Genomic DNA, 12,715 nt, shown 5'->3' on the forward strand with positions numbered 1-12,715 from the left:
TCCGATGGCGCATACGGGGGCGTCCGCGATGAGCGGTGACGGGCAGAGGGAAGAGTCGTACGACGGTGTGTCCACCGCCGGCGGCGGTACGGAGCCGGCCGGCTCGTCCGGGCACCAGGTGCCGAGCCAGACCGGTCCCGGCCATCAGGCCGACCAGGACGACGCAGGCGGAACGGTCCTGCCGGGGCCGTGGCCGCCCGCGCCGGTCGAGGACGGCGGTGCGCCGGGGGCCTCCGGGAGCCCCGGAGCGGGCCCCGCCGAGGCGATTCCCTCCGTGCCGATGCAGCGGGCGGGGCGCGGCTCCGGTTCCGTGGACGGTGCCGCCGCCGGTCCGTCGGACGCGCAGCTGATCCAGCGCATGCGCGAGGGCGACGACCTCGCGTACGACGAGCTGTTCCGGCGCCACTCGCAGGCCGTGCGCCGCTACGCCCGCACCTGCTGCCGGGACGCGCACACCGCGGACGACCTGACGGCCGAGGTCTTCGCCCGGACCCTGCAAGCGGTACGGGGCGGCAAGGGGCCCGAGGAGGCGGTGCGCGCCTACCTGATGACGGCGGTCCGGCATGTGGCCGCCGCCTGGACCAAGACCGCGAAGCGCGAGCACCTGGTCGACGACTTCGCCGCGTTCGCCGCCCAGGCCGCGCGCTCGTCGGAGATGTCGGACGCGGACACCCTCGACCTCGGCGCGGATGTGCTGGCGATGCACGAGGCCGAGCAGACCATGGCCATGCGGGCCTTCCGCAGCCTCCCCGAGCGCTGGCAGGCGGTCCTGTGGCACACCACCGTCGAGGAGGAGTCGCCCAGCGACATCGCCCCGCTCTTCGGGCTGACCGCGAACGCCACCTCGGTCCTGGCCAGCCGCGCCCGTGAAGGGCTCAAGCAGGCCTACCTCCAGGCCCATGTGAGCCAGGCGCTCACCGCGGGCGGCGACTGCGCGCGGTACGCCGACCGGCTCGGCGCGTATGCCCGGGGCGGGTTGCGGATGCGGGCGGAGCGCGGGCTGCGGGGGCATCTGGACGAGTGCGCGAAGTGCCGGGTGGCGGCGGGCGAGCTGGCCCAGGTCAACGCCGGTATCCCCGCGCTGCTTCCGGTCGCGGTCATCGGCTGGTTCGCCGCGGGGTACGCCCTCAAGGCCGCCGGGATCGTGGCGGGAGGCGCCGCCGGGGCCGCCGGGGCGGGTGCAGCGGCGGCGGCGACCGGAGGGGGCTCCTCCGCCGGCTCGGCCGGTGGTGCGGCGGCCTCCGAGGGGCTCGGCGCCCCGGCCAAGGCCGGAATCGCCGCGGCGGTCGCCGTCGCGGCGGCGGCCGGGCTCGTCTGGGCGCTGGTGGGCGACGACAGCCCCCGGCCCGAGGCCAAGCCCGCCGCCAAGCCCCCGGCCGTGGCGCCCGCGGTGCCCTCGCCGACACCGCCGAAGCCCACGCCCCCGAAGCCCGAACCGACTCCGCCGGCGCCGGAGGTCTACCAGGTCAGCGAGATGGACTACACCCTCTTCGGCGACCACACCTCGCCCGAGGTGGTGCTCGGTGAGAGCGGCTGGGTCTGGCAGCGCTCCGGCATGTCGATCGGCGGTTCGCGCTACGTCCACGGGGTCACGGTCAACAGCCGTTCCTCGGTGGTCATCCAGCTGAACCGTCAGTGCACCCGGTACGAGGCGATGGTGGGAGTCGACGACCTCACGATGGGGCTCGGCGCGGTGCGGTTCTCGGTGTACGGCGGGGACGGCACACGGCTGTGGCAGTCCCCGGTGGTGCGCGGCGACGACCCCGCCGTGCCGGTCGGCGTGAACGTGGCGGGGCAGAAGCGGATCCGGCTGGTCGTGGAGCCGGAGCAGCCGTTCGGCGGAATCGCCCTCGCGGACTGGGCCGATTCACGCATCAGCTGCCGCTGAGCGCGGTGACCGGGAGCAGCCGAGGCGACCCCGCTGCCGGTACCGCGCGGCTCACGGCAGGTCCGCGACGATGCCCTCCAGCAGACCGATGACGTCGTCGAGGGTCAGCCCGGCGCCCGCGGTCCGCTCCTCCGCGTAGCACGCGGGCCCCAGCGCCTCGCGGCACAGGCGCTCGGCCGCGTCGACCTCGGCCTGCTCCCCCTCGGTCCTCGGGCTCGACGTCCGCCGCCACTCCGCGGCGGCGGCGAGGATACGGACGGCGGCCGCGTGGTGGCCCAGCTCGGCGATGACAGCCGCCGCGCCATCGGCCAGGTTCCCCGTGACGATCTCGGCGCACTGGGCCCCCTTCCCCGTGACCAGGGACGCGGTCAGCTCGCGCGCCCCGGCGACGAGACCGCCGTCCGGTCCGGGTTCGTGCACGGTGATCCGGGCCGAGAGGCCGCTCATCGCCACGGTGAAGTGCGACGGCGGACCGCCGCGACCGGCCTCCTCCAGGGCGTTGCCGAGCAGCCGCCGGGCGTCCGCGATGTCGCCCCGGTAGTACGCCATGGTGGCGCGCAGGTAGTGGACGTACGCGGTGGCGTCGTGCGCCTGGTGACGTTCGGCCTCGGCCTCGGAATGGTCCAGCCGCTGGTGGGCGTCGGCCAGGTCACCGGTGCGGTAGGAGAGTTCGGCGAGCCGGGCGAGGTGGAACGGGGCCTCGGCATGGGCGCCGACCTCGCGGGAGAGCAGCAGCGCCTCCTCGTAGGCGGTGCGCGCGGCGTCGTAGCGACCGCGCATCATGCCCGCCTCGGCCACCGCGCTCGCGACCTGGGCCCGCATCCAGCGGTCACCAACGCGGCGGCTCAGGACGCGCAGCTCGTCGAGATCGTCGTCGATTCCAGGCATGCCCCCCGGCATGTCGACCATCATGTGCGCACGGAACATCAGGATGACGCCGTATTCCCACGGGCCGCCGTGCGCACGGGCGTTGTCGACCGCCCGGTCGATCCTCTCCCGGGTGTCCTCCGACGTGCCGGTGAGATACGCGGTCATCGGCCAGAGCAGCCCCGGGAAACGGACGCCATGAGTCCGGGAGGCGGCGAACGCGTCGGCCACCCGGATCACGAGCGCGTGGAGTGCGGCGTCGTCCTGCGCCGTCGTGACCTGCCCGCTCTCCGCCGCGTAGAAGAACCACAGCAGGTGGAGGTTCATCCGGGGCCAGTACCGGGGGTCCGACTCGTCGGTGGGCTCCGGGCCGAGCGAGCGGGCCTTCAGGGTCCAGGACAGGCCCTCGGGGCGGTAGTTGCGCAGCCACCAGAACCAGCCCATGCCCAGCGCCAGGCGGGCGGCCTCCGCTTCGGAGGGGGACGCGGGCGCGGTGGTGCGCTGGAGAGCGGCCCGGATGTTGTCGAGTTCGGTCTCCAGGCGCTCGATCCACGCGAGCTGGTCGCCGGAGCGCAGGCGGGGTTCCGCCTCCTCGACGAGGGCGAGGAAGTACGCGGTGTGCGCGCTCTCGGCGGCGGCGCACACCTCCGGGGCCTCGGCGCACCGCTCGGTGGCGTACTCGTGGATCGTCTCCAGCAGGCGGTAGCGCATCGCACCGTCCGCCGCCGGGGCCGCTACGACCAGGGACTTGTCGACCAGGGCGCCGAGCAGGTCGGCGGTGTCGGCGGCGGGCCGGCCGGGCGCGGCCGGTGTCCTGATGACGGCTTCGGCGGCGGCCAGGTCCCAGCCGCCCGCGAAGACGGAGACCTGGCGCAGGGCGGTGCGCTCGTCCTCGCCGAGGAGGTCCCACGACCAGTCGACGACCGCCCGCAGAGTCTGCTGGCGGGGCAGCACCGTCCGGCTGCCGCCCGTCAGCAGGCGGAACCTGTCGTCGAGCCGGTCCGCGATCTGACGCGGTCCGAGCAGGCGCAGCCGGGCGGCGGCCAGTTCGATGGCGAGCGGCAGCCCGTCCAGCCGCCGGCAGATCTCCGCGACGGCGTCCGCGTCGTGCGCGGGCCCGTGGCTGGGGTCGAATCCGGGGCGTACGGCTCTGGCGCGTTCGGTGAACAGGCGGTGGGCGGGGTCGGCGGGCAGCGGACCGACCGGCCGTACGGACTCGCCGGGAACGGCGAGCGGCTCCCTGCTGGTGGCGAGGACGCGCAGGTGGGGGCAGCGGGTCAGCAGGCTCTCGGCCAGCGCGGCGGCGGCACCGATGACGTGCTCGCAGTTGTCGAGGATGAGCAGGACGGGCGTGGGGCGGGAGCCGTGCCCCAGCCGGTCGACGAGCAGGTCGACCGGGTCGGTGCGCGGGAGCGAGCCGTCGAGAGTGTTGTCCCGCAGCAGCGTCGTCTCGCGCAGTCCGAGCGCGGACAGCACGGCGCCGGGGACGGCGTCGGGGTCCTCCACGGGTGCGAGTTCGGCGATCCAGACGTCCGGTGGCAGGGTGCCGGGCGCGGACTCCTGGCGCGCCGCGGACTCCTCGGCGAGGCGCGTCTTGCCCGAGCCGCCGGGACCGGTGAGGGTGACCAGCCGTGACCGGGTCAGGTCGTCGTGGATGGCGCGCAGTTCGGGCTCACGCCCCACGAAGGAGGTCAGCCGGGGGCGCAGATTGCTCCGGGCGGGTTTCACGTGAAACAGCCCGGTTTCGGCGGGCGCGGGCGCGGGGGCGAGCAGTTCGCGGTGCAGGGCGGCCAGTTCGGGCCCGGGGTCGGTGCCGAGACCGTCGGCCAGGGCGCGGCGGGCTTCCTCGTATGCGGCGAGCGCGTCGGCCTGCCGGCCGTCGGCGCGCAGGGCCCGTATGAGCTGAACCCGGAAGCGCTCGTCGTACGGGTGGGCGGCGGTCAGCTCCGTCAGCTCGGCGACCAGGGCGGCGGCGGGCAGCGCGGTGGTCTCCGCGGTGCTGCGGCTTGTGGCTCCTGCGGGGGCGGGGGCCTCGGCGGCCGTGGCTCCCCAGGGCCCCGCGACGGACGGCGGCCCGACCGACGCGGCGGCGGTGGCGTGCGTCGGGGCGGGCGCGGTGAGCGCCGCACCGGGAGCGCCGGCCGCGCGGCGCAGGTCCGCCTCGATGCGGCGCTCCAGGGCGGCCAGGCGGTGAGCCTCGGGGCGGAGGGCATGGCCGTGGTCGCCGTCGGGCAGATCGGCCAGGGCGGGGCCGCGCCACAGCGCGAGCGCGGTCCGCAGGGTGCGGGCGGCTTCCTCCGGGGCCCCGGCCTCCAGTTCGGCCGCGCCCTGCCGGGCCAGCCGCTCGAACACGAACAGGTCGACGTCGTCCGGCGCGGCCGTGAGGCGGTACCCGCCCGGTGTACTGGCCAGCGCCTCCCGGCCGAGCACCCTGCGCAGGCGCCCGACGAGGGCCTGGAGCGCGGCGGGCGCGTCCGCCGGGGGGTCGTCCGCCCAGACGTCGTCGACGAGATCGGCGACGGGGACGGGGCGACCCGGCCGCAGGGCGAGGGCGGCGAGAAGGGCACGCAGCCTGCCGCCGCCGAGGGGCAGAGCGCCACCGCTCTCGTCTCGCGCCTCGGTGGCGCCCAGGATCAGATACCGCACGCCACCCATTGTGTCCCGTCGGCACCCCGGTGAGCGGCGGTCGGACGGACCGGGACGCCTCCGGACGATCCCGCCGAACCTGCCGGGAGATCGCGAGGCGCACGGACCCGCCGGAGTCCTGCCGCGCTCGGCGGAACGGGCTCAGCCCTGGAGCGAGCGCCGGGCCGGGACCACGCCGCCGGCGACCGCACGCTGGCGAGGGGCCGCCGTACCCGTCCAGCAGGTGCCGCGCCGTGAGACGAGGCGGCGCAGCCACAGTTCCGTGGAGGCGAGGTCGGCCAGGCCGTCCAGGGGCAGCGGCTCGCCCTCGGAGGCCGCGCGCAGGGCCTTGCGGACGACGCGGGCCTCCACCAGGCCGGCGTCGGCGAGCAGCGGGGCGTCGAACAGGGCGATCAGCTCGGGCAGGGCGGCGCGCAGACCGGTCCGGGTCACCGCGGTCGAGGTGTGCTGCGAGGGCGCTCCCCAGCCGGGGGGCAGCTCGTGGATGCCCGCACCGGCCAGCACGCGGCGCAGGATCGCCGCACGGGCGCCCGGCTGGACCCGCAGGGACTCGGGGAGCGCGCGGGCGGCGCGTACGACCTGGTTGTCGAGGAAGGGGGCGTGGAGCCGCTGACTGCGGATCTCGGCGGCCTGCTCCAGGATGCGGTGGTCGGCGGCGCTGCGGGCGAGGGCGGCCCTGGCGCGGGCCTCGCCGGGGCGCTGGACGGAGGAGGGGCGGATCGCCGCCTCCTGGAGGCGAACCGATACTTCAGCGAGCGCCTCTCCGGTCAGCCACCGGGCGGCCGGCCCCGGTCTCGACCACGCCAGCGCGGCGAGCGAGGCCTCGGCCGGGGTGTCGAGGCCGGGCGCGAGCCGGTTGGCGTCGGGCAGTCGTCCGGCAGCCGTTTCGAGGCCGGTGCGGTAGGACGTACGGGCCAGCTTGCGGGCCGCCCGGTAGACCGTCAGCGGCACGAACAACGAGTGCGCGGAAGGCCCTTCGGCCTTGGCGAGGGCGGCGACCGGGCGCAGCAGATGGCGCCGGCGCCGGTCCATCAACAGGTCGGCGAGGCGGGCCGGGTGGGCGTCGAGCACCTGCCGGGCGCCCGCGCCCACGAAGTGGTCGGCGCTGCCCGCGGAGAGCCGGCGCCGGTGGCGTTCGGCGAGGACGAGGGAGGGGGCGGGCTCGTCGGTGAGCGCGCCGGTGCCCAGTTCGGCGTAGGGCAGGGCCTCTTCGCCCGCCGCGACGACGACGTGGTGGAGCCGGGGGTTGGCCGCGATGGCGCGGGCCCGTTCCAGTTCGGGCTCGTGGGCGCGGGTCGTCAGGTCGTTGAAGGTGACGGCGAGCAGCCGCTCCCCCGCACCGGTGCCGTGGCCCAGGATCGTGCCGGGCAGTCCGGGGAGACCGGCGGCGAGCAGGGCCAGGGTCGCCGACGCGCTGCCGCCGGAGAGGTCGGCGCCGATGCCGGGCACGGGCGCGCCCCGGGCGGCGCGGCGTTCGGCCGGGCCCATGCCGGGGACCGGTCCGGGGTCGGGGGGCAGGGTCTCCGGGGCGTGGCGCGGGGCCAGCAATCGGGCGCGTACCGCTTCGACCAGCGCGTCGCGCACCCCGTCGACGGCGCTCACCGGATCGAGCTCCGGCGCGGCCACGGCGAGGGAGGCCACGGCCTCGTACCCGGTGATCTCCCGCGAGCCCTCGCGGAGGATCAGGGCGTGGCCGGGCGGGATGCGCTTCACGCCCGCGTAGGGGGTGCCGTCGCGCAGCGCCTCGGGTGTCTCGGGGCAGGCCAGCAGCGCGGCCAGGTGGCCGATGTCGAGCTGGGCCTCGATGAGGTCCGCGAGGGGAAGGGCGGCGGTGGCGTACGCCGTGCCGCCGGCCCAGGGTGTGTAGAAGACCGGGCGGGCTCCGGCGAGGTCGCCGACGACGGTGATCCGGCGGCCGATCTGGACGACGGCCGTGTAGCTGCCGGTCCACGCGGTGAGGTGGCGCAGGGCACCGCCCCGGGCGGCGAGCAGCCCGACGCGCAGCTGTTCGTCGGTGGCGCCGCAGCAGCCGAGGACGGCGAGCCGGACCATCGGGGCGCCCTCGGCGGTGTCCACCCGCACGGTGCGGATCTCGTCGGGCCGCCAGTCGCCGACCGCCCAGAGCGGATCGGGGTCGCCCCACAGGAGTTGGGAGCCCACGGGGTGCATCGTGCGCCCGTCGTCGCTGCCGCCGACCGCCCCGGCCGTGCCGAAGCTCGCGGCGATACTGCTCCAACCCACCAACCAACGCATCGCCGCCTCCACAGGCTGTGGACAAAAAAACGGCGCGGCAGGCAAGCACCCGGAGAACTCCGGTGACGATCGGCGCCGTTGCGGACATGCTGCCACGACAACGGCGTGCAGGAGTGGCTACGGACGGCGCACGTCGTGAGCGCATGCGCCCCTGGCAAAGGCCGCAGGGCGGACGCCGGGAATCACATCTCCTCCGCGGCTCGCGCGCGTCGCCCCCGAGGCCAACGGAGTTGTCGATTCCGGGCGTTGCGTTCCCCGCTCCCGCTTCGCGCGAACGGCCCGGTTCCGGCCAGCGCCCGCGCCCGGCCGGCCCGGCCGCGGGGAGGTCCACCCGTCCCCCGGCCCGACCTCGTCCGACCGTCGACATCCGGCCAATCTCGGCGCCACCAGGAACCGTTGGCCCGGTGATTGATTGACCTCTTTCACCCGCATTCATGCTGATTGTGCCGCGGCTTCCGCGGCCGGCCCCCCGGACCGGTCCACCGCCTGCGGGGAATGAGGCGGCGATATCCCCCAGCCCCCTGCGTCCAGCGCAGCGAGCCGATCCACGCAGCACCCATGCAAGCGCCGCCCCCGGGACCGGGCCAGAGCGCACGTACAGGCGCACAGCCACACACCGGGGGGCACGCGCGAGGACCCCGGAGGGACCTCGGACGAGCGGCCACGAGCAACAGGGGCGGCGCCGCGTCCGTATGCCCCGCGCGCCGGTCCGCGCCCGCCGGCGGGCGGAGGCGGGCCGGACGACGAGCCTTTCCCCACGGGGGCGAGGCCGGTCCCCCAAGCCGCCGCGGACGGCCCGGAGTTCCGGACCGACGGCCTCCACGCACCCTCCCCCGCTCCCTCGCCGTTCCCCCGCTTTTCCTTCGCCCTTCCTCCGCCGCGTGTTCGCCCCCACCGCCCCGGACGTCCCTCGCGTTCCCTCCCGCCCCACAGCTCTCCGCGGGCGGCCGGGACGGACAACAATCCCGCCATACGGACGTCCAGCCCTTAACGGTAGGGATGCGACGAACTACGCTGGGTGCACTGATGTTCTCAGCAGGGCGGCATATTCCCCGGGGCACGGCCAAATGCGTGTGCGGGCGGAGTGACAGGGTTCGTCCCTGGGGAGAACACGGTACGAATGCCGCGCGCCGTGACGGTGACGCGGCTGCCGTCTGTGTGTCGAGGGGTGGCCATGTCCAGGGAGCAACGCGGACCGAACGAGAAGCTCGGCACCGTTCTCGCCCTCGCGGGAATCAGTAACGCCGGGCTCGCCCGGCGGGTCAACGACCTCGGGGCGCAGCGCGGTTTGACCCTCCGGTACGACAAGACGTCGGTCGCCCGGTGGGTCTCGAAGGGCATGGTGCCGCAGGGCGCCGCGCCCCATCTCATCGCCGCGGCGATCGGCGCCAAGCTCGGCCGGCCCGTCCCGCTGCACGAGATCGGGCTCGCCGACGCCGATCCGGCGCCGGAGGTGGGCCTGGCCTTCCCGCGCAACGTGGACGCGGCGGTGCGCTCGGCGACGGAGCTGTACCGGCTGGATCTGGCCGGGCGGCGGGCCGGCAGCGGCGGGATCTGGCAGTCGCTGGCGGGCTCGTTCTCCGTGAGCGCGTACGCCACACCCGCGTCCCGCTGGCTGATATCCCCCGCCGACCCGTCGGTGGCGCGGACAGCGGCGACGGCCGGGGGGCAGCCGCCCGGCGCGCAGGGCGCACCGGGGGCGCACGGCCCCGCCGGAGCACCCGCCCCGTCCGCATCGCCCTCCCAGGGACACGGCACCCCGCCGGTCCCCGGCCACAGCCTGCTGATCCCGGCGCAGCCCGGCCCCGAGTCCGGAGGCGACGCCTCCTCGCTGCGCGTGGGACACAGCGACGTCTCCAAACTGCGCGAGGCCGCCCAGGACGCACGCCGGTGGGACTCCAAGTACGGCGGCGGCGACTGGCGTTCGTCGATGGTCCCGGAGTGCTTACGCGTCGACGCGGCCCCGCTGCTGCTCGGTTCGTACAGTGACGAGGTCGGCCGCGCGCTGTTCGGCGCGGCGGCCGAGCTGACCCGGCTCGCCGGCTGGATGGCCTTCGACACCGGCCAGCAGGAGGCGGCCCAGCGCTACTACATCCAGGCACTGCGCCTGGCACGGGCGGCGGCCGACGTGCCGCTCGGCGGTTACGTCCTGGCGTCGATGTCGCTGCAGGCGACCTACCGCGGCTTCGCCGACGAGGGCGTCGACCTCGCGCAGGCCGCCGTCGAACGCAACCGGGGCCTCGCCACCGCGCGCACGATGAGCTTCTTCCGCCTGGTCGAGGCGCGGGCCCACGCGAAGGCGAATGACGCGCCGGCCGCAGGGGCCGCGCTCAAGGCGTCGGAGAGCTGGCTGGAGCGCTCACGCGAGGGCGACGCGGACCCGGCGTGGCTGGGCTTCTACTCGTACGACAGATTCGCGGCCGACGCCGCCGAGTGCCACCTCGACCTGAAGGCGCCCCGCCAGGTCCGCCGCTTCACCGAACAGGCGCTGTCCCGGCCCACCGAGGAGTTCGTCCGCTCGCACGGGCTGCGGCTCGTCGTATCGGCGGTCGCCGAGCTGGAATCGGGCAATCTGGACGCGGCCTGCGCGGCGGGCACCCGGGCCGTGGAGGTGGCGGGCCGCATCTCGTCGGCACGGACCACGGAGTACGTGCGCGACCTGCTGCACCGGCTGGAGCCGTACGGGGACGAGCCGCGCGTCGTCGAGCTGCGCGAGCGCGCCCGCCCCCTGCTGGTCGCCCCGGCATAAACCTCCGCTCCTCGGGAAGCGCCAGGCTCGCCGAACGGGTTTGAGTCCGTTGTCAGTGGGTCAGTGCACTATCGGGGTGGGAGGTGGCGTGATGATGACGCACGCGGCGTACGACTGCGATGTGCTGGTGATCGGCGGCGGGATCGTCGGCCTGTCGGCCGCGTACGCGCTCACGCGCACCGCACCGGGCACCCGCGTGACGGTGCTGGAGAAGGAGGACGCTCCCGCGCGCCATCAGACGGGGCGCAACAGCGGGGTGATCCACAGCGGGATCTACTACCCGCCGGGCTCGCTCAAGGCGCGGTACGCGCTGCGCGGCGGCGCCGAGCTGGTCGACTTCTGCCGGGAGCACTCCCTCGCGCACGCGGTGACCGGCAAGCTGATCGTCGCCACGGACCGCGCCGAGCTGCCCCGGCTGCACGCGCTGGTCCAGCGCGGCCGTGAGCACGGACTGCCGGTGCGCGAGCTGGGGCCCGCGCAGATCGCCGAGTACGAGCCGAAGGTGCGGGGCCTCGCAGCGATCCGGGTCGGCACGACGGGGGTGTGCGACTTCAGGGCGGTCGCCGGGCGGCTCGCCGACGAGGTGCGCGGCGCGGGCGGGGCGATCAGGTTCGGCGCGGAGGTCACGGCGATCGACCGCCGCCCCTGGGGCGTCGCCGTGCGCACGGCCGACGGCCTGGTGGTCAGGGCGAGGGTGCTGGTGAACTGCGCGGGGCTGCACTGTGACCGGATCGCCCGGCTGGCCGGCGACGAGCCGGGCATGCGGATCGTGCCGTTCCGGGGGGAGTACTACGAGCTGGCAAGGCCCGAGCTGGTGCGCGGCCTCGTCTACCCGGTGCCCGATCCGGCGTTCCCGTTCCTCGGTGTCCATCTGACCCGGGGCTTCGACGGTTCCGTCCACGTCGGGCCCAACGCGGTGCCCGCCGCGGCCCGCGAGGGCTACGGCTGGCCGGTCGTCCGGCCCCGCGAACTGATGGACACCCTGAGCTGGCCGGGCGCGTGGCGCATTGCCGGCCGGCACTGGCGGTACGGGGCGGGCGAGGTGCACCGCTCGCTGTCGAAGCGCGCGTTCACCGAGGCCGTCCGGCGCCTCCTGCCCGAGGTCACGGAGGACGACCTGCGCCCCTCGCCGGCCGGAGTCCGCGCCCAGGCCGTGCTGCGGGACGGCACCCTGGTCGACGACTTCCTGATCCGCGAGGCCCCGCACACGGTGCATGTGCTGAACGCCCCGTCGCCCGCCGCAACCGCCTCGCTGCCGATCGGGCGGGAGGTGGCCCGCCGGGCGCTGCTCCGGGCCAGGGCGGCCGGGTGGCGGCCGCCGGCCCCGGCGACGGCGGGCTGACCCGGGCGCCCCCTGGCGCCGGACGCCCCCTGGCGCCCCGCCCCGTAGAATCAGAGCATTGTGTCTGAGCCCATGAACCCCTCCCGTCCGACGCCCGGCGACCCCGCCGAGCCGGACGGCACCGCCCCCACCACCGCGGGAATCCCGGACGACCTGCGGGCCGCGTCGCTGGAGCGCGCGCGCCGGATGCGCCAGGAGCCCCGCTTCCCCGGTGGCCCCGCGGCCGACCCGGCCGGCTCGCACCACGAGCGCCGCATCCGCAGCTTCCAGCCGCGCCGCAGCCGGGTCACGCCGGGCCAGCAGGACGCCCTGGAGCGGCTGTGGCCCCAGTGGGGCCTGGACATCGACGGGCTGAGCGTCCTCGACCTGCCCGCGATGTTCGACGGGCTGCCGGTGGTGCTGGAGATCGGCTTCGGCATGGGCGAGGCCACCGCGCGGATGGCGGCCGACGACCCGGGCACCGGCATCCTCGCCGTGGACGTGCACACGCCCGGCCAGGGCAACCTGCTCGGCCTCGCCGACCGGAACGGCTCGACCAACGTCCGGGTCGCCAACGGCGACGCGATCATCCTGCTGCGCGAGATGCTGGAGCCGGAGTCGCTGGACGGGCTGCGGGTGTACTTCCCCGACCCGTGGCCCAAGACCCGCCACCACAAGCGCCGGCTGATCCAGCCGGAGTTCCTGGACCTGGTCGCGGGCCCGCTGAAGCCCGGGGCCATCGTGCACTGCGCGACCGACTGGGAACCGTACGCCGAGCAGATGCTCGAAGTCCTGACCGCGCACCCCCGCTTCGAGAACACGATGGCCGACGGAGGCTACGCCCCGCGCCCCGGGTTCCGGCCGCTGACCCGGTTCGAGGGCCAGGGCCTGGGCAAGGGCCATGTGGTGCACGACCTGCTCTTCGCCCGCGTCTGACCGGCAGGGCCCCGGCGTCGGCCGGCCGCGCGGGCCCGCCCCCGACCGCGTCCGG

At 75.6% G+C, this 12,715-nt stretch carries 6 protein-coding genes; 4 read left to right on the top strand and 2 right to left on the bottom strand.

Annotated features, from left to right (window positions below):
* The first annotated feature begins 28 nt into the window (after positions 1 to 28).
* Complete coding sequence (locus EAO73_RS32455; RefSeq protein WP_191134328.1) at positions 29 to 1,888, top strand: sigma-70 family RNA polymerase sigma factor; 1,860 nt, start codon at positions 29 to 31, stop codon at positions 1,886 to 1,888.
* A gap of 51 nt (positions 1,889 to 1,939) precedes the next feature.
* Here the strand turns inward: EAO73_RS32455 and EAO73_RS32460 are convergent, their stop codons facing one another.
* On the bottom strand, positions 1,940 to 5,401 hold the full coding sequence (locus EAO73_RS32460; protein ID WP_147975060.1) for an AfsR/SARP family transcriptional regulator: 3,462 nt from the start codon (positions 5,399 to 5,401) through the stop codon (positions 1,940 to 1,942).
* A gap of 141 nt (positions 5,402 to 5,542) precedes the next feature.
* Positions 5,543 to 7,654: an asparagine synthase-related protein gene (locus tag EAO73_RS32465; protein WP_147975061.1), complete on the bottom strand. Its 2,112-nt coding sequence runs from the start codon at positions 7,652 to 7,654 to the stop codon at positions 5,543 to 5,545.
* A 1,174-nt stretch (positions 7,655 to 8,828) separates the two neighbouring features.
* Here EAO73_RS32465 and EAO73_RS32470 point away from each other — a divergent pair.
* The 3 genes from EAO73_RS32470 to trmB all read left to right on the top strand — a co-directional run bounded on the left by EAO73_RS32470 (position 8,829) and on the right by trmB (position 12,660).
* Positions 8,829 to 10,403, top strand: coding sequence for a sporulation protein (locus tag EAO73_RS32470; protein WP_147975062.1), 1,575 nt, complete (start codon positions 8,829 to 8,831; stop codon positions 10,401 to 10,403).
* Between the two features lie 91 nt (positions 10,404 to 10,494).
* Complete coding sequence (gene lhgO, locus EAO73_RS32475; RefSeq protein ID WP_147975063.1) at positions 10,495 to 11,745, top strand: L-2-hydroxyglutarate oxidase; 1,251 nt, start codon at positions 10,495 to 10,497, stop codon at positions 11,743 to 11,745.
* 72 nt (positions 11,746 to 11,817) lie between these two features.
* Positions 11,818 to 12,660: a tRNA (guanosine(46)-N7)-methyltransferase TrmB gene (gene trmB, locus EAO73_RS32480; protein ID WP_147975064.1), complete on the top strand. Its 843-nt coding sequence runs from the start codon at positions 11,818 to 11,820 to the stop codon at positions 12,658 to 12,660.
* The last annotated feature ends 55 nt before the right edge of the window (positions 12,661 to 12,715 follow it).

The organism is Streptomyces sp. col6 (assembly GCF_008042035.1).
Classification (GTDB): Bacteria; Actinomycetota; Actinomycetes; order Streptomycetales; family Streptomycetaceae; genus Streptomyces.

What these genes read in the sequence shown, in the direction of transcription:
- EAO73_RS32455 (WP_191134328.1), top strand. Translation starts at nt 29, where the DNA reads ATGAGCGGTGACGGGCAGAGGGAAGAGTCGTACGACGGTGTGTCCACC.
- EAO73_RS32465 (WP_147975061.1), bottom strand. Translation starts at nt 7,654, where the DNA reads ATGCGTTGGTTGGTGGGTTGGAGCAGTATCGCCGCGAGCTTCGGCACG.
- EAO73_RS32470 (WP_147975062.1), top strand. Translation starts at nt 8,829, where the DNA reads ATGTCCAGGGAGCAACGCGGACCGAACGAGAAGCTCGGCACCGTTCTC.
- lhgO (WP_147975063.1), top strand. Translation starts at nt 10,495, where the DNA reads ATGATGACGCACGCGGCGTACGACTGCGATGTGCTGGTGATCGGCGGC.
- trmB (WP_147975064.1), top strand. Translation starts at nt 11,818, where the DNA reads ATGAACCCCTCCCGTCCGACGCCCGGCGACCCCGCCGAGCCGGACGGC.